The sequence below is a fragment of the Shewanella chilikensis genome (assembly GCF_002836945.1).
Classification (GTDB): Bacteria; Pseudomonadota; Gammaproteobacteria; order Enterobacterales; family Shewanellaceae; genus Shewanella; species Shewanella chilikensis.
Map to the genome: position 1 here is coordinate 1 of NZ_NIJM01000040.1, position 17,697 is coordinate 17,697.

Annotated in this window: 11 protein-coding genes and 1 tRNA gene; 8 read left to right on the forward strand and 4 right to left on the reverse strand. The window is 52.7% G+C overall.

Translation table 11 applies throughout. From position 1 onward, the window contains the following. Positions 1-203: 203 nt before the first annotated feature. Positions 204-968, reverse strand: coding sequence for a cobalamin-binding protein (locus CX651_RS14395; protein WP_101056624.1), 765 nt, complete (start codon positions 966-968; stop codon positions 204-206). 371 nt (positions 969-1,339) lie between these two features. Between CX651_RS14395 and CX651_RS14400 the strand changes: the two genes are divergently transcribed. The 5 genes from CX651_RS14400 (at position 1,340) to CX651_RS14420 (ending at position 7,985) form a co-directional block, all read left to right on the forward strand. Next, entirely contained in the window at positions 1,340-2,746 is a 1,407-nt protein-coding gene (locus tag CX651_RS14400) for a glycerophosphodiester phosphodiesterase (protein ID WP_226564979.1), read from the forward strand. A gap of 10 nt (positions 2,747-2,756) precedes the next feature. Continuing rightward, positions 2,757-5,108, forward strand: coding sequence for a PEGA domain-containing protein (locus CX651_RS14405; protein ID WP_101056601.1), 2,352 nt, complete (start codon positions 2,757-2,759; stop codon positions 5,106-5,108). A gap of 12 nt (positions 5,109-5,120) precedes the next feature. Continuing rightward, positions 5,121-6,794: a hypothetical protein gene (locus CX651_RS14410; RefSeq protein WP_101056602.1), complete on the forward strand. Its 1,674-nt coding sequence runs from the start codon at positions 5,121-5,123 to the stop codon at positions 6,792-6,794. A gap of 74 nt (positions 6,795-6,868) precedes the next feature. Further along, complete coding sequence (locus CX651_RS14415; RefSeq protein ID WP_101056603.1) at positions 6,869-7,435, forward strand: imm11 family protein; 567 nt, start codon at positions 6,869-6,871, stop codon at positions 7,433-7,435. Positions 7,436-7,484: 49 nt separating this feature from the next. Continuing rightward, complete coding sequence (locus CX651_RS14420; RefSeq protein WP_198552057.1) at positions 7,485-7,985, forward strand: hypothetical protein; 501 nt, start codon at positions 7,485-7,487, stop codon at positions 7,983-7,985. Between the two features lie 657 nt (positions 7,986-8,642). Here CX651_RS14420 and CX651_RS14430 read toward each other — a convergent pair. Then, complete coding sequence (locus CX651_RS14430; RefSeq protein WP_101056605.1) at positions 8,643-10,571, reverse strand: toxin-antitoxin system YwqK family antitoxin; 1,929 nt, start codon at positions 10,569-10,571, stop codon at positions 8,643-8,645. 10 nt (positions 10,572-10,581) lie between these two features. Then, complete coding sequence (locus CX651_RS14435) at positions 10,582-12,741, reverse strand: hypothetical protein (RefSeq protein ID WP_101056606.1); 2,160 nt, start codon at positions 12,739-12,741, stop codon at positions 10,582-10,584. A 294-nt stretch (positions 12,742-13,035) separates the two neighbouring features. Here CX651_RS14435 and CX651_RS14440 point away from each other — a divergent pair, with 294 nt between their 5' ends. From CX651_RS14440 to CX651_RS14455, 3 genes are all read left to right on the forward strand, one after another. Next, positions 13,036-13,293 carry a DUF2999 family protein gene (locus tag CX651_RS14440; RefSeq protein ID WP_101056625.1) on the forward strand — a complete coding sequence of 86 codons (258 nt, stop codon included), beginning with the start codon at positions 13,036-13,038 and terminating at the stop codon, positions 13,291-13,293. 934 nt (positions 13,294-14,227) lie between these two features. Further along, positions 14,228-14,833, forward strand: coding sequence for a hypothetical protein (locus tag CX651_RS14450; RefSeq protein ID WP_101056607.1), 606 nt, complete (start codon positions 14,228-14,230; stop codon positions 14,831-14,833). Then, complete coding sequence (locus CX651_RS14455) at positions 14,833-17,358, forward strand: hypothetical protein (RefSeq protein WP_101056608.1); 2,526 nt, start codon at positions 14,833-14,835, stop codon at positions 17,356-17,358. The genes CX651_RS14450 and CX651_RS14455 overlap by 1 nt, the downstream gene beginning before the upstream one ends. A gap of 241 nt (positions 17,359-17,599) precedes the next feature. Here CX651_RS14455 and CX651_RS14460 read toward each other — a convergent pair. Continuing rightward, positions 17,600-17,686 (reverse strand) — tRNA-Leu (locus tag CX651_RS14460). Positions 17,687-17,697: the final 11 nt, after the last annotated feature.

Here is a 17,697-nt window from a genome sequence, read left to right on the forward strand (position 1 = left end):
CCGACTTCGACAGGCCCCGGCATGCCTTCAGTCAGATGCCTTGAATGCCAATTGCTGTGTAAGCCACTCTCTACAAAATAGAGTGGCGCGAGGACTTATTCGCACCTTCCTTGGGATTTAATAACAGATGAATAAATAGAGGCCGGGCTTAAAACGCCTGCAGCAGGATGACCAGACTGGCGCCGAAGCCGGGATGATGATTGTCATAGCCGCTGCCCTTCGCGGGCCTTGTCGAGCACCTTGCAGATGGCCTCAACACCTTCCAGCGCCCTTGGGGTCGCCCGGTGCAGGAGATCGGCGTTAAGTGTGTAGATTTGTTCCATTTTCACTGCAGGGATCTCCTGCCATTGGCTCCAGTCCAACCGCTTGCCATCGCCCTTTTCATCCGTCTTGATGATCACCTCGGGTTGACTGAGAAGCACATTTTCCATACTTACCTGAGGATAGGGTGAACTGCTGTCCTTGAAGACATTGTTGCCATGGCAGACTTCCAACAACTGCTGGATCCAGCTGTCCTGGGCCACTGTCATCAAAGGCTCGGACCAGAGTTGATAGAACACCTTGATCTCCGGCTTGGCGGCATTGTCCCGGCGCAAAGTTGCCAATTGTTGCCGGTAGCCGGCAGCCACTTCCCCGGCCTGCTGTCTGTGGCCGGTGAGGCGCCCTAGCTGTTCCAGCTCTTCGGCAATGCCTTCCAGGGTCTTGGGGTCACTGCCGTAAATGCGATACCCAAGCTTGGTCAACTGTTCGATATCTTCGCTGCGGTTGCCCGTATCCCAGACCACCACCAGATCCGGATTCAGCTCTATCACTCTTTCTATCTGTATGCCGTAGTAGCCGCCTATGCGGGGAATGGCCTTGGCGGCCTCGGGGAAATCGGCATAGTCTGTGGTGGCTACTATCTGCTCCCCCGCGCCAATGGCAAACAGCATCTCCACCGCATGGGGAGAGAGCGCCACTATACGCATGGCCGGCCTGGCGCTAACGCTTTTATTGACCGCTTTGTCGGGCGACTTGGCCTGGGCAGCAGGGCTCAGAGCCAAACTGCAAAGCAGGCAGAGTATCAGTCGGTTCACCTGGTTTCCTTGGTTATTCACAAAATTGCTTCAAGCATACCTCAAGCAAGTTGTGAGTAAAACGCGCGCCCCAGGTTCTGCGTCTCCGGTTATGCGGCCGCAAAAAAGCGCACCATTTGACCAATAAAAAGTCAGCCAATGTTCAGTTTTGAGACGGCACAAGTAAAACTTGTTAAACATTGGCATCACAGGTTGACCGAGAGTAAATAATTAATTTTAATACCCTGTTTTTATATATAGTTACAGAGCACCAAGGAATACAAGTGCGCCTCTTTTTTGTCCTGATATTTTGCTGTTTCGGCCTGCTTGGCGGCTGTAAAAGCACCCCATCCGCCCCCGAACCTCAACCCGTGGATCCGCAAAAACTGGCGCTGGAACAAGCCTTCAACGCCCGAGGCTTTACTCTGTCAGCACTGGATAACATCAATTATCTGGGTGCCAGGCAGTGCAGCAACCTGGAGCTCCAGGCCCACAGAGGCTCGATACGTTTTCCGGAAAACTCGCTGGAAGCCGTCATAGATGCCCTGGATAACCAGTTTGATGTGATTGAAATCGACGTGCGCCTGACCCGGGATGATGTCTGGGTCATTCATCACGATGGCCGCACCGGACGCGAAACCGGCACCATAGACAATAAGCGCCGCAAGATAGAGTCGATTCGCTATGAGAAAGAGTGGGGCTATCTGCGCCAACGGGACATGCAAACCGGCGCCCTCACAGATACAGTACCGCCCAACTTTCGCCAGCTGGCGCAGGTGTTCAGCCGCTATGCCCATAGCGGACAGAAGCTGAATATTGAGATCAAGAGTCGCGCCGGCAGCCGGGATCTGGAGATGCTCGACTATCTGGCCTTCAGTATCATAGGCCAGGGGCGCTACTTCTACAGCAGTCTGGAGCTGGAAAACCTCAAAAAAATGAGGAAGATAAACGACGCTGTTTTCCTGTCCTTTATCCAGAGCCCCGCCAAGGCCTCGATGAACAAACTGGCGGCCGATATGAAACGCGGCGCAGGTCAAGATCCCATCTTTTTGCGTAATCAATCCATGCTGGAGGATATTCAGGGTTACGCCAACCGCCGCTACCGGGAAAAGCGTTATGACTCCTCGGCCGGACTCAATAAGCTGAAAAAGGCGCTCAAGTCCAACTTCGGTATCGCCCTGGACATACGCCACTATCGGCGAAACGCCCAAGGCTTCAAGTCATTGGCCCATAACCGCGGCATTCCTGTGGCCAGCTATACCATAAATGGTCATGATTACCACGAACAGAGCCTGCTGGGGCTCAAGCGCAGTCAACTACCCGACTCTGTGATTATCGACGACAGTCTCTATGGTTTTTGCAGCCGCTTCGCCCTGCCGCCCATGCTGCCTTATCAAGGCAGCACTGAGCTGACCCGCAAGCTGGCCACGCTGCCCAAGGATCTGGATCTCTCCAAGCTCTCTTTGCTGGAAACCTACTGGCCCAACGGCCTGTATCCGGCGGTGGATGGCAAACTGAAGTCCTTCAAGACAGGCGCTGTGGCCAATAAAGGCAAGGCGTCCGAGTCTGGCGGCGGCTTTGTTCCTGTGATCATGAAAACCCAGGCCGGCCCCAGAGAAAACCAGACCCAAGTAGACCTCACCGCAGATGACGCAGTGAAAATAGAGCTGCGCCGCAGCGAGCAGCAGTGAGGAACCAAGGATGAAAAAACTGTCCTGGCGGGTATTTTTCCTGCTGCTGAGCGCCGCCTATCTGATCCCAGAGGCCATCTTCAACGCCCAACTGGTTTCTTTGGTGGGCTTGGGCACACCCAAGCCCGAGCAACTCGAACACCTGGAGATTTACGGCCGCACCATTTCCGGGATAGGTGTGACCCTGCTGCTGGCCGATCTCTTGCCGGCGCGGCTGTTCAAAACCGGCCTGAGAGGCAGCCTGACCCTGTTGCTGCTCACCTTGTGCGTCTGGCCCAGCGTGTTTTTCGGCCAGAAATACCTGATAGAGCAATGGTTGATTGAACCCTCTACCCCGGAGCAGCGTCAATACGCGGCCTACAGCGCGGCGCTGCGTGATGCCCTGGCGGTTAACGCGGTCGAAGTCGAAGGTCTCAACTACGACCCCAAAGAGCTGCACAGCTCTGAAAACCTGACCTTTCTGGCCCTGTTCGGCGGCCTGGCCTATGCCGACCACAACCTCACCGACAACCTGGATGATTACAAGCAGAAGATCATTCACAACTTCGTGCAAAAGCGGGCCTATCGCGACTTTGACCAGCACTATCACGACTTTGGTCAACTCTATGATGAGCTGTCGGCCAGCTATCGCAGTTATGCCGAAGGCTCCAACCGATACAACCAGACCCTGGCGGGGATCCCGGAGCGGGAGATGGGTTACTGGCAAAACATAGAGCAGGAGGTCAATCAGGGATGGGGCAAGTATCAACAGGCGCAAAAGGCCCATGTGGCCAAGGCCGGTGCCAGGGCCCAGGAATACGGCCCCAAGATCTTCTCCTACCATGAAGACACCAACCGCTGCCAGGAACGCTACAAAAAGTCGTCCCAGAAAGAACGTCGCTATCAATGTATAGAGCGGGAAAACGCCCGCTACAAGACAATGATCTCCAAGGCGGGGCTCGGCTACATAGATCCCAACTACTGGTTGATAGTCGAAGATATCAGCACAGGCGAAAACCTGCTGTCCAGCGCCCTTTTCGGGGTGATGACCGCCGGTGTCGGCACCGCCATGCAGGCGCTGAGTCTGGCTACAGGTGGCGATGGCGGTCTTAAGGACAAGCGCTACAAGTACACAGACGATCCGGATCATTACCAGCGCCTGTTCTTGGCCCATCCCAAGTTCCAGGCGATGTTTGAAAAGGAAACCGGCTATCCGTTCAACATAGGGTCACTGGCCGACTTCAGGGTGCATCCTGTGACTCAGGTGAAACTGCGCCGGGCCCTCAAGGCCAAGGGGCTGAAACTGCCGAACAGCTGGCATATCAGCAATCGTCCGCTGTTTAGCCAAAGCGTGGCCAAGACGGTTAAGGCCGAAGCCGATGCCCGCTGGCAAAGCGAGATGCGTAAACGCGGTTTGGACTTGCCTATCAACTTAAGTTGGAACGCCTTTCAGTTGCATCCGCAGATCCAACGCAAGATAGCCGCTCGCATGGGCGATCTCTATGTACCGAACGTCCGCGCCGACTGGAACCAGGCCAACTTCAAACGTCATGTGCTGGATCCCAACATCCAGAAGCGTACCCAGAGTTACCTGCAGATGTTGGCCGAGTCGGAACGTGAATTTGCCGATGGCGGCCGCTATGCCGAGCAAGGCAAGCAGGCGCTGCGATCTGTGATTATCCCGCCCATCTCCATGTCACTCAGCCTGTTTTTGATCTGTATGACCTTTATCAAACTGCCGCTGAAGACGCTGCAGCTGTTCCGCCCCGGCGCGAGTCAAGCAAGTGCCAGCGAAGACAGTACCGGCATAAATGAGAATGCCACTGAAAGTGCCAAGTCCGGCAAACGCCGCTGGCTGGCATTGACTGCCAAGCTGTTGCCGCCCCTGTTACTGCTGACCTTGCCGGTGCTTTTGGTGCAAAACCGCTACACCCAGGATGATACCAGCCCGGTGAACTACTTCCTCACCAAGGTGGAACAGTCCGGCAATATCGGCTTTGCCTACGCCCTGCGCTGGACACTGCACGCCCAGCCGCTGCTGCATCCTTTGGGGCTGAGCTTTGAGCAACACACGGGTATCTATCAGGCCTTCTCGCCGCTGGCGCATTCACTGGCCAAGATAGACTTGCTGCACAAGAGCACTCCAGCGCCACTCAAGGCCAGCGAGCTGGCACCGACCGAGACACGCCTCAAGGTCGAAACCAATGTGAACAACGCAAATATCAGGATCATGAACATCGGCCCCAAATATCACCCTGGGATCCGGCTTAAACCGGGCAACTACGATGTGCAGGTAAGCGCCCCCGGTTATCAAACCTACCGCAAATGGCACAGCCTGAATGGCGGCGAACAAACACTGACAATCCGTCTTTTACCCAATTGACAAGGAAACTGAATGCACCATTGCAATCAACCCATTTATGCCAAGGAAAACTTCTGCGGTCACTGCGGAGAGTCCCTGCCTGAGCAGCCCAAACTGAAGAACATTGAGGATGTCGCCCCTGAGATCCTAAAAGATCTTAAACCCCACTATTCCGGCGCCAGGACGTTCACCGGCCGGGTCAACTCCAGTTTCCTCTACAAGCGGCGCCGGGTAGACAGTGGCAATAACCTCACCTACAGCTACTGGTGGCTTGAGCTGGAAGACAAGGACGGCAACATAGAGCGGGTCAGTGTCAACGCTGAGAACAAGTTCTACGACCAGCTTCGCCGCGGCGATGTGCTGACCTTGTTCTACCCGACAGACTACACCCTGAATTACCGCATCGAAGGTAAAGACGCCAAACGCCTGGTCAGCCATAACCATATGGCTCCGGCCGCGATCAGTCATGAAGCCGACGGTCAACGCTCCACCATAGTGCCCAACTATGAGCCGGGTAGCCAATCCAGCGCCTTCTGGTGGCTGCTGCTGGGGATTGCCAGCGCCTTGTTGCTGTACTTTGGTGCCAAGCAACCCACAGAAATCGCTATCGGGGTGGCCGTGGTTCTGTCTGTGGTGTGTTTCATTCTGGAACGTCAACGCAACCAGAAGAAGCACACCAGGGAACTGCGCCGCTACGAGGCGCTGCAACTGGCGATGAAACGCCTGTTGTCTGTCACCCAAGAAGCGCTGGGCTACCATATCGCCCAGCGGCCGAGAAAAGACTCGGATATTTTCTGCTTCAAATGCCAGAGTCGCATCGACGGCGAGCACGGCTACTGTGTTCAGTGCGGCAGCTCGCAGCAGCAAGCACCGGCAACGGCCGCCAACAGCCTCAGTGTCCGCGATGAGGAAGAGGCCATGATGCAGCAATACAGCCTAAGTTACCGTGAGCCCTATCTGCACAAACATGTCTTGGCCAGCGATGAAAAGGGTGAAGTCAGCGTTTCCTGCATCATGGGCAAAGTGCTCGACAGAAGTGCCAGCGCCAGTGTCGATGACTTCACGGTCACCACCACAAAAACCACCACCACAGACCATTATGTGGGTAACAGATTCTCCCACAGCACCACAGACACTGAAACCAGCAGCCATCGCAGCCGCAGCTCCAACGTTGATGGCGAAGTCTTGCTACAACTGGCCGATGGCGAAGTGCGGGAGATGCGCTTCGGCGAAGATCTGCTGGGGGATCTGGATGTGGGCGACTGGATGGTTTACGCCAGCTCAAGAGCCAAAATGGGCGTTGATGACTATAACCGTGAGTACGCCTACAACCTGACCAAGAACAAACGCTATAACAACACATCTTTCCAGCAATACGGCAAGCTCAACGGCGCAGGCACTTGGATCTTGTTGGCGATTGCCGCCTTGGTCTTCAACTTCTGGGGTCCGGATTATATCTGGTATCCGCTGTTCGATATGCTCTACTTCCCGCTGCTGGATCCCATCTACAGCACCTCCTTCTTTAGACACAACCTGACCCTGGTGGTGTTTATCATGGTCAGTGCAGTACTGCTGGTTTGGACCCTACTGTATGGTCGGCGTAACCAAGAGCGTAAGCGTAAACTGCTGTCACGCCTGACCGACCATATCGACGGTTTTACCCGCGCCATCCCAGAGTTGAAGGAAAAGCTTAAACGTATGGGCTAACGCCGGTTTATACTCCCCCAAGCCACCTCACGAGGTGGCTTTTTTGCCCCAGAGAAAAATATAGAGAATTGAGAATGCAAGTAGCCTATATAAACGAAGACATGAATGAAGGGGATTCACTATTTAGTGCGGTCGATATTCGCTCGTCACTTTATGATGACAATGACTTTATCCCAACAAGTTGTCTGAATGAGATTGTATGGCAGGACACTGACATCCTCGATATTGAAGCGCTGGACTTAATCAGAGGGGGCGCTTTTAATGTTACCAAGGAGATAGCCGAATTAATCATGAGCTTTGACCCTTACGGGGTCGAAGTCTATCCCTCCAAGTTAACCTGCGCCGGCACAGGAGTTTTAACCGATCGTTATATACTGGCAGTAGACAACTTGGTGGATGCCGTCGATACCGAAAACAGCATCAAAATAACCAACGCTACCAGCCGGTTTTTCTTATCGGCTGAAAAAATCAACAAACTCCCCGAAAGTAAGAGGCACGTATTCAAACCGATAGGAATGACGAAAACATTCTTCTCTATTGAACTACTTGAAGCCCTCATACGCCTGGACGAGGAAGGAAAGATAAACACCAGCATTGTGGCTTTCTCATTTGATACATCCGAAGAAGCACCTAGAATATAAGCCTTTAAAACGGATGCGCCTGGCTATGAGTCCCACTAAGAATGCCGCTATGAATATAACCATGAATGATTACGCGCTGCTGTCCAGACAATCTCTGGCTGAATTTGCATTCCAGCCAACCCCGAAATCCACAGTCACTCTTGAACCAGACCTGCTTCTGGAAATAACATTCTCCCCCAAGCTTTTTATTGTCAACGATATAGCAGAGAGAATCGCGGAACGGGTCCAACATGGTGTCGAGTGGCTGGACGCAAGGGTAGATTGCTCACCAAGCCAACCATCAAAAGATCAAATAAAAGTATTTGAAAACTTCCGTATGCCGTACATACACCAGACTTATCGGCTAACTAATGAAGAGAAGCAATATGGCAAGTTAAACTGGTTGGATTTGGAAACCGCAAAGCTGGATTTTTCACGCCTGGAAGGTGTCCCACTTGAAGAGCGACTAATATTTAAGCTTGAAGAGGATTTCGGTTACCTGTTTATCCATAACAGCGTGGTAGCTTTGCTTAAAAAGCATGTAAAAACAGTTTGGGTAAGAGATGTATAAAAAACACGTTTATGCATTAACAACTGCCTATTGATGCCCCCTGGTATGACTTTTTTCGACCCGCGAATTTCTTTCGCGGTAATTTGCCTTGCTATAACCCAAAGTTGAATATCAAGTACAAAATAAACAAGAGTATTGCCCATATAGCCAGTTTGAAAGCCGCTCTGATTTCAGTGATTAGCGCTGCCAACTCTGAATGATACAGGGAATGACGTTCAGCTTTTCCAAACAAGATCCCCATATACAGATCATAGTCGCCTAGTTGTTGGCCTATTTGTCCCCAAAATGTCCTGTTTTTATCCTGATTGGTCTGAGTCAGTTTATGCAGTTTCAGACATGCTCTTACCCAAAGAGAGAGCACCACTGAACATAGGAATAAAAAAAGTAGATTCAGCCACTTATACTTTCCTTGTAACGCTTGCGGTAAGGGTTGAAAACCTTATTTTACACCCGATTTCAACAACTCTGCCCATTAATTCGCACAGGCGCAGAGCGAAGCCGAGTTGACCACTTTCCTGACAGACAAACCGGCCTGCTTTAAGCGCCAGAGCCACTATAGTCCCTCGGCGTAACAGGTTGCCGAAGGGCTCAAGCTGCAGCGCAAACAGCTTATTGCGGCAATCATTAAGCCCACACGGCTAAACCATAAATAAAGCCTCAACAGCCAAATAACAGCGATGAGGCAGAGCTATCGCAGCCGCTCTCGACCTTAAGCTCATCGTCGTAAACATCACGACTGCCCAGATACTCACCGTGTTCGAACGTTTGGATATAGTAAGCTTTACCCTGGATGTAAGACACGGTTTCGCCATGCTCCTTACCGTCCTGATAACGGGCGACCTTGTTCAGTAACCCGTCTTCGGTGAAATAGTAAAAACTGCCCTGCGCCTGTCCTTTAGCGTCATATTGCTCCCGCCCCAGTTCATAACCCGCAGCAGAGTGCGCCAGCCAAGTGCCGACTTTTTTGCCGTAATGATACTCCCCTTGCCAGAGGGACACTTGGGTTTCATAGGGATCCTGGTACTGCCACAGGCCATGCCTTTTGTCCTGGCTATAATTTCCCTTGGCTTGCAGCTCGCCTTTTTCGCTGTAGGTTTGGTATTCCCCCTCAAGCTGCCCGTGCCGGTAATGCGCCAGCTGCAACAATTGGCCATCGTGTACCTGGATTTCTCTCACTTCACCGTGCAACCGCCCCTGGCTGTCACGCTGTTCTGTACGGCGGTTACGGGCATCTTGATAAGTCCAGAACCCCACCTTTTTGTAATGGGCATATTCGCCCTGCTCCAGCAGCTTGCCGCTGACCAGTTTCTTCTCATAAGCGCCATGGAGCTGACCTTTTTTGTAGTGACTGGTCTCTATATAGGGCTCATCATCCCAGAGCCCCTGATACATTTGCACGGCCAGCCCCTCGCGCTTGCCCTTGATTTTTTCCTCTCGTTCAATGACAACGCCGTTGGCATCAAACTTCTGATATAGTGTCCACACCCGAGCCATATCCTGCTGCATTCTTGAACTGAGCTTGCCGTCTTGGAAGTATTGCCTATCGAGGATCTGCTTATCTTTGACAAAACGGGCGCTGAACTCCATGGTCTTGCTGCCGTCATCGGCAAACTTTTGTTCAAAGACCAAGCGGCTTTTCTCGTCAAAGCGCTGTAACTGCTGCAGCTTCGAGCTACTGGTATAAAAGGTTTGCTGCTCGCCCACCTTTTCGCCCTGCTGATAATGTTCGATTCGTGTCAACTGTCCCTTGGCATCATACTGGCGGCTTTCCCCGTGCTCTCGATTCTGCTGGAAACTGGTTTCCCGACTAAGCTGGCCATTTTTATGCCAGCGTTTGGCCGGCCCCTGCCGCTGGCCATCCACATAGACATACTCGGCCTCTTGGACACCTGTATCCCAGTATTCATAGGCTTTTCCCTGCTGACCTTTAGGGCCAAAGGTGTCAATGGAGGACAGCTCACCATTGCGGTGATAACGTTTGCGCTCCCCTGTCAGTTTACCCGCCTGATACAGGCTGCGCTCACGCAGTTGCCCACCCGGGTAGTATTCCAGTTGCTCCCCTTCCGGCAGACCATTAACCAGCGAGTGCTGCGCCTGCAGACTGCCATCCTGGTAATAGTGGCTGTCTTTACCGACACGTTTGTCGCCCAACTGCTGATAGACTTCCTCTAACTGACCGTTACTGTAAAAGTTTTTCTGAGTGCCTCTTTGTTCACCATCAACAAAACCGGCCTCCATGGTCAAGACGCCGTCTTCATCATAGAAGCGGATCTGGCCTTCCATCTCGCTGTTATCGTTATAGTTGCCATCGGAAGATAGCTTGCCGTTATTGTGAAAGAACTGGTAGTTACCCAGGGCATTTTGGAAGATCCCCGGCTTGGCAAAGCTGCCCTTGAATCTGGGGGTATCCGAGCCGACATAATAGATGGTGGTCTGCCAACCATGCTGATCCTGGATTTGCGGATCTTTAACATAAAAACTGGCCTGGCGCTCACTGTCGACCACTTGCCAATCCTCATTCAGCCACACTGTCTCGGCGCTGGCCATCCAGCTCATCAGGCCACAAAGTAATATCAATACACGCATTTTCTTGTCCTTAAGGCAGTGGCGGGAAACTGTTGACCCAGCGGATATCCAGGGGCTCGCCCTGGTACTCGAGTTTACCGATACGTTCCACACTATCGGCAACCCTTAGGTATTTGTCTTCCATGACGGCTTCGCTCAGCGGGATATCCTCTGAGCTCAGGTAGCGCGCCTGCTTGTCCAGCAACGGCAGTTGCACGTCATCGGCACTGTAGAGATGGTAACTCTGTAGGAATTGCTGCACAGATTGCTGCAGATCCAGCTCGCCAAACACTTCAAGGGGCACCAACCAGGCACGTTCACCCGGGGTATAGTCGACAGAGTGCCATACCGGGCGACCATCACAGTGCAGATGACTGGGTATTTCCAGACCATAGAAATAACGGCGAATGCCATCCTCGGTACTCAGTTGGTACTCGACTTGAGTCGTCATGCGCTCGTTAGGCTTTGCTTTCCAGACCAAAGCCGATGGCCCTTGTTTAAAATCGCCTTCAATTTGCAGCTGGCAGATACCGGCCCAGTCCCGCGGCAAAGTCAGCTTGGCACCCTGCGGCGTATCGGCCTGAGTCGCAAAGGTGGCCGGATCAAAATCGACCGCCTCTTCGCCGGTATCATTGTAATAAAGGTAATGCTTGCCCATGGGAGGCAGGGTGTAATCGGCGGCAAAGGCCTCACGGTTCACCCAGCGCACCTCGCGGCTGAAACCGGCTTGTTGCTGATCCAAGATGGCATGAAAGGTTACCTCTGCTGCTGGCTTGGTCAATTTCACCCGAAAGAGTTGTTGGCCGCTAAACAGCAAACTGCGATCCATGCTGTTGAGCCACTCGGGGCCACCTTGCGGTGTCTGATAGCGAAACTCGCCTTCAAGCCCATCGAAAAACGGCACCAGATAACCATCGGCGCCGCTGAAATGCAGCAGATACTCGTCCTCTTGCTGCGCTACCGGGGTAATAATGAGTGTGCCACCGGCCAACGCCAACTGCTGCTCCTGCCCCGACTGCCATTGGCTGGAAACCGATACCAACTCGAGTGGCCTATAGTCTGCCACGGCACTGAAGGAGGATATTTTTTCAAACTGGTTTCGCTGCTCCCATCCCAGGGGCACAATCGCGGTACTGGTGACTAACGCACCACTCTCCTGATAGGGGCCCAACTGGCTGAGTATGCTCCACTCCATTGCAATGGGTTTATCTTCGGCATCCAGCGCCTGCAGATCTCGGTAGCGGATTTCCCCCAACACTTCTCTATCGCCTTCAGTCAGCAAGAGCTCCAGTTGCAGATGTTCAGACTCGCCACGAAATGTGCCCTTACCATAGCGGAATAAGCTTTCGGCACTGAGCTCAAGCCCATCGGCAGGCTTGGGGGGCGATGCCATGATGGGGTTCCAGTTGTCCATATCATCGAAGGCGATTTGTTGCCTCAGATCGCCCACCTGATCGAGCAGATCTTTGCGCGACATCACTATCTGTATATGGTTGTTGCCTTGTTGGCCCATGGCGTCAATCTTGCTCTCAAGCACCAACACCATTTTCTGCAACCAGCCACTCTCACGCGCCAGGCGCATATGACCATACAGACGACTATCGCCGCTTTCGGCGGTCAACTCTGCGTCCACTATCTCAGGGGTCACCTTAGTGACCAATAGTTCCGTTTGCTGACCATTAAACCCCTCGAGTATCAGCTTACTGCCCTCTTTGGCGGGGATCTTTTGCAACACACCGGGAGTCTCCATCCCCTGAGTCAAATGCTCGATTAACTCAGGGCCCGAGCGTGCCAACATCTTTTGCCAGCTCTCTTCATCCTTGCCCTTAAATGCCAGTAATTTGCCGGAGTCTTTATCCAGGGTGATTTCAAAGCCGCGGGAAAACATCTGTTGCAACTCGGGCTCATCGTTTGCAGCGGTAAAACTACTAAAACTATTGCCGCCACCGGACATAGTCATAAACTTGGGCACCAGCTCCAGCTTGAGTGCAGGCGAGGTCTCAATCACCTCATAGTGCATCAGAGAGTTGCTGTGCTGAGTAAATACCCGTCCGCCAATATCTATGCTGGCTTTTGTCTGTACCCAGTAATCGACTCGATCGCCTTTTTTGGGGTCAAACTCAACATGGGAATTGGGGGAACACGCGGATAAGAGCCATAACAGGCCGAAGAGGGAAAGATACTGCTTCATTTCATTCCTTGAAGAAGAACGCTTAAAAATTAGCGCCACATTATGCCAAACCAGAAGTCATAATTCTCCTGCTATTCGACCATATACGCGGTATCGAACTGAACCCCAAGACTACGACTAAAAACAAAAAACAAGCCCCATGACTCTTGGCAGGTTTTCTCTCAGCCCAAGCTTGAATAGAGTCTTTAAAAATAACCCAAAACAGCTTAATTTTGCGATGCCCCAGTGAAGGTGCCAGGCGTTTCTTCTGTTAAAATCAACTCAATCTGAATGCTTGAAACCAATGAGGAACTTATGAACCCTATTATTGCCCTGCTGAAAGAGCACAATATCAGCGATGAACAAATAAGCAGCCTGTTCCAGAGCCTGACCGAAAATCCCCTGATGGCCATGGGTACTCTGGGGCAGTTGGGATTACCGCCGGAAAAGTTGCAGGGGTTGATGATGCAAGTGATGCAGAACCCGGCACTGATCAAAGAAGCCGTGGAAGAACTGGGACTGGATTTCTCCAAGGTTGAAGCCGCCAAAGCCCAAATGAACAAGTCTGTTTAATCCTGTGCGCCCTCAAGGCCTGACTCATTTGGCTTTGAGGGCCGATTTCATGTTCTGTCATGCATCCAGTATTAGGCTGATAAATTGGCTGTGCCATCAGCTCAGTTCGCTGCAACGCTTAGGAAGGTGCGAATAGGTCCTCGTGGCACTCTGGCTTACACAGCAATTGGCGCTCAAGGCATCTGACTGAAGGCATGCCGGGGCATGTTGAAGTCGAATAACGCAGAGAGCCGGTTGCTGTGAAAGCCCCGAAGGGCGTGGCTTACAGATCTGTCTGCTGTGTTGTGCTTCTTGCAAAGGACTAGGGCCATTTGCTGCGAACCACGCCTTGCATCCAGGCCTGTAAGCCGACGCAGAGCACACATGGGACTTGTTCGCACCTTCCATTTTTGATAGTTCTCTGAAGCAATACCCGTATCAAGCGCCCGACAATTTCTGCAATAACTTTGATGCCCGTCCGGATTGGCCGCGGTCACACGTGCCGGCGTATTACCAAAATCAGCGGGATAGGGATGAAATATATGTTCCTCACCATGAGTCGCAGAACAGTTGGGACACGACTTAAACTTTCGGCCGCTTCCCGGCTCCTGCTTACGTAACATTCCGCTATTCAAACGCCCACCACAAAAGTTACAGCTCATCAGCTCTCTCCATGTTATTAACTGATATTCAGCATGGCAAACAGCTCACGCTGAACAAACAATAACCAAAGGCCTGTTGAAAGCCAATCTCTTATCTCTCCGTGATATTTTCCTAGCACAAGATTGAGACAAATCGTGTGCGTTTAACAAACACGCTACAAAACGCTACATCATTTGCCGTGCCACCCACTGAATCGGCGTGCTTAAGTAGGTGCTCGGTCAATATTCGACCAAGGAAGTATGGGTCGATGATCGAAAGCTGAATTTATCCCAATCATACAGGAGGTATTCCAGTGACAAGATCCCAGTGGTTCAAGCGTCTGTCGGCGCTATGTCTCGTCTCAGCCAGTTTGCTGCTGACACCGGCAGCCGTGGCCCAAAAACATCTCAAACAAAATCTCAGTCAATTGACCAATCAAGCGTCCAGCATAGTCTCGGGCCAAGTGGTGTCTGTGACCGATGGCTTTGATGAGCGCAAACGCCCCTATACCCAGATAACCATTCGGGTAGGTATGGATGCCAAGAACAAACATAAAGCCGGCAGCGAATATACTTTCCGCCAGTTTGGTTTGCTCAAGCCCCGCTCCATGGGTAATGGCAAAGTCTACCTTGGCGTATCCCCCGAAGGGTTCGCCCGCTGGTCGGTTGGCGAGCAGGTAGTGGCCTTTATGAATCCGGATCTCGGTGCTGGCCTGACTTCTACCGTAGGGCTGGAACAAGGCAAATTCATTGTGCAAAACGGCAAAGTCAGCAATCAACTGGGCAACATAGGCCTGTTTGATGGCATGAACACCCAGTCGCTCAGCCCTGAAGAGCAGAGCCTTATCACCACGGCAGGTGCTGTGGATGCCGCCGCATTTATGTCTCTGGTTGGCAAACTGGTACAGGAGGCCAAATAATGAAGCTTTCAAGAATTGCCACGGCCTTACTGTTGGGCTCAGTCTCCTCTGCCGCGCTGGCCGGTGGCCCGCTGTATATTCACGAACCCACAATGCAGCCCTATAAGTGGGATACTTCCAAGGGGGCGATTCCCGTCTATACCGACGGTGGCCCTGTGATTAAAAACAAGGATGGGGTTGACGTACAAACCTTCACCATTCTGGAAAAGGGGCAGGTGTTCAATCTCGACATCACACTACCGGACGGCACTGTAATCCCGGCGGGTACTGTGCTGGACCGGGATTACACCTTCCTCAGCATAGCTCAAGCCAATGCCATTACCGCCAAGGCCGTGGGCGAATGGTCTGCGGTGGAAACCTCCACCTTTGAGATGTCGGTGCAGGGCACCATTGAACAGCAAACCGGCATCCAGGACGTCAATCAAACCAATGTCGATCAGATCTATTCCGCCGTAAACGGCTATGGTTTCTGGGTCAACTATGACACCGATGGCCAGATACTGGAACAGTATTTCGGCGTACCACGCAGCCAGGTGCTGGGGATAGCCTTCCCCGAGTGGGCCGATGAAGAAACCGGTGAAATCCTTGAGGCCACTGCCTTGATGAACGGCTGGTACGTGGGAATAGATGACACAGAAGGCGAAATGATTGCCGGGGTATTTACCCATGAATTCGGCCACGCCCTCAATATGTCGCACTCCCAGGCCAATGGCCATCTCAGCTATATGTCGGCCTCTTACAGCCCGCAATATGACGGGGTACCGGGTTGCGCCATCACCAATCAATACACCAGCGCCAGCCAGATAGCGCCGGACACTATTGAAACCATGTTCCCCTTCATCAATGTGTTGGGAATTCAGGGCGCCGAGCAATCAACGGTCAATGTGCGCGACGACATAGTCAACCTGTCAGATCTCTACCCTACAGCGGAATATCGTTCTGGCTACGGCTCGATTTCCGGTACCCTGTACACCAAGGAAGGAGTGGATTATTCGGGCATGAACATGGTGGCCCGCAACCTGGATAACCCACTGTACGATGTGGTCACTCAACAGTCCGGCAACCTGACTCAAGGGCTTGTAGGCCCGGATGGCAAGTTCACCATCAATGGTCTGACACCCGGCGGCCGCTATGTGCTCTACATGGAGACCATCAAGGCCGGTGGTTATCCTACCCAACAAACCGCCCTCTTGTCAGAGGCCGAATACTGGAACAGCAATGAAAGTAGCAATCCGGCCAGCGATAGCGCCTGTGATTTCACTCCTATCATTGCCGAAGCCGGAGTAACCAAACAGGCCGATATCTATTTCAACGGCTACACAGATGGCATCCAATATACCCCGCTGGTAAGCGCCTTTGTGCTGGATCATGCCAAGAACGGCAAACGTGCCATGGGGATAACCGGCACTACACCTTTCCTCTATGACAGCACCAAGAAGGCCCTGTTCGAGCTGCACCCAGCCGGTAATGCCGTGGTTGCCGGACACCCCACCATGAACAAAAACGCTACCAAGGCCGGTGTCATGGCGGACTTCAGTGGCAACGGCATCAGCAATGCCGCCATCTGGGATCTGCGCAGCGACAAACTAACCTCGCTTGGGGATCTCAACGGTAACAGCTGCGGTGGCTCGGGGCAGTCAGGCACCAACTCCAGCTATGTCTGGGATATGGACGATAGCGGCGACACAGTTGTTGGCACAGCCTATCTGGATACTGACGGTAACGGCGCCTGCCAGAGTGCATTCAAGGACGAGATAGTGCCCTTTATCTGGACCAAGAAGGCCGGTATGCAGCAACTGCCTTACCAATTTGCCGAAAAGGTTCAATGGCTGCGTGCCGACAGGATAGCCGGCAACGGCAGTACCATTACCGGCACTTATGATGGCACCAGTCAGGTTGCCTGGGTCGATGGCCGCTTCCACGACACCTCGGCTGAGTTTGGCGCCCAGGACTCCTCGGTGATATCCAACGACGGCAGCACGGTTGGCTTTGGCACTCGCACCGGAGTCACCCTGTGGCATACGGACTCGGGCCAACAGGAGAACATAGGTAGCCTGCGCTGGTGTGAGCAGGTACCTTTCAATCACTTCTTCCTGGGTAATCTGTGTGCCGAAGGTTGGGATCACGACAGCATCAGCGCCGAGTTTGGCGTACCGCGTATGCTGCTGCTTGATGCCAGCGACGATCTGTCGATGATTACCGCTCGCTCCGGTAGCCTGTTTACCGGTTTCAGTGGTGGTATCTACCTGGAAGGTTTGGGCTGGATGAGCACCAGGGAGTTCTTCGCCAAGCAGGGCGTTACCGAAGCCAAGGCACTGACCATAGATAACCCATTTGCCATCAGTGCCAACGGCTCTGAAATGATGGGGGGTATTGCAGGCGCTGTCTTGTCTATCGATGTCGATCTGAACAAAGCCTTTGTCTGCCGGGATGGCCAGGATGTTCAGCTCAGCTTCCCTAAACAGGTTGTTGCTGCCGTTAAAGGCGGAGCCGAGTTTGGTCGCTGTGCCCACCTGAACGATTGATGCAAAGTTGAAGTAAACAACTGCCAACGGGAGCCTCAAGGCTCCCGTTTTTTCTATAAAACAAAAAAACCGACTCAAGGTCGGTTTCTGTTCTCTCTAGGAGAGATGGTACCAGAGGTCGGAGCGACGGGGCTGGCCTTCCAGCCGACACGCGCGTGGCGCAATAACTTGCTCAGACCTGACTCGGAGCTGAAAACAAAAAAACCGACTCAAGGTCGGTTTCTGTTCTCTCTAGGAGAGATGGTACCAGAGGTCGGACTCGAACCGACACGCTTTTAAGGGCGGGGGATTTTGAATCCCCTGTGTCTACCAATTTCACCACTCTGGCACATATAGATT

Excerpts from the sequence above, each read along its gene's own strand:
- CX651_RS14410 (WP_101056602.1), top strand. The coding sequence starts at position 5,121 with ATGCACCATTGCAATCAACCCATTTATGCCAAGGAAAACTTCTGCGGT.
- CX651_RS14455 (WP_101056608.1), top strand. The coding sequence starts at position 14,833 with ATGAAGCTTTCAAGAATTGCCACGGCCTTACTGTTGGGCTCAGTCTCC.
- CX651_RS14395 (WP_101056624.1), bottom strand. The coding sequence starts at position 968 with ATGCGTATAGTGGCGCTCTCTCCCCATGCGGTGGAGATGCTGTTTGCC.
- CX651_RS14435 (WP_101056606.1), bottom strand. The coding sequence starts at position 12,741 with ATGAAGCAGTATCTTTCCCTCTTCGGCCTGTTATGGCTCTTATCCGCG.
- CX651_RS14440 (WP_101056625.1), top strand. The coding sequence starts at position 13,036 with ATGAACCCTATTATTGCCCTGCTGAAAGAGCACAATATCAGCGATGAA.
- CX651_RS14415 (WP_101056603.1), top strand. The coding sequence starts at position 6,869 with ATGCAAGTAGCCTATATAAACGAAGACATGAATGAAGGGGATTCACTA.
- CX651_RS14405 (WP_101056601.1), top strand. The coding sequence starts at position 2,757 with ATGAAAAAACTGTCCTGGCGGGTATTTTTCCTGCTGCTGAGCGCCGCC.
- CX651_RS14430 (WP_101056605.1), bottom strand. The coding sequence starts at position 10,571 with ATGCGTGTATTGATATTACTTTGTGGCCTGATGAGCTGGATGGCCAGC.
- CX651_RS14420 (WP_198552057.1), top strand. The coding sequence starts at position 7,485 with ATGAATATAACCATGAATGATTACGCGCTGCTGTCCAGACAATCTCTG.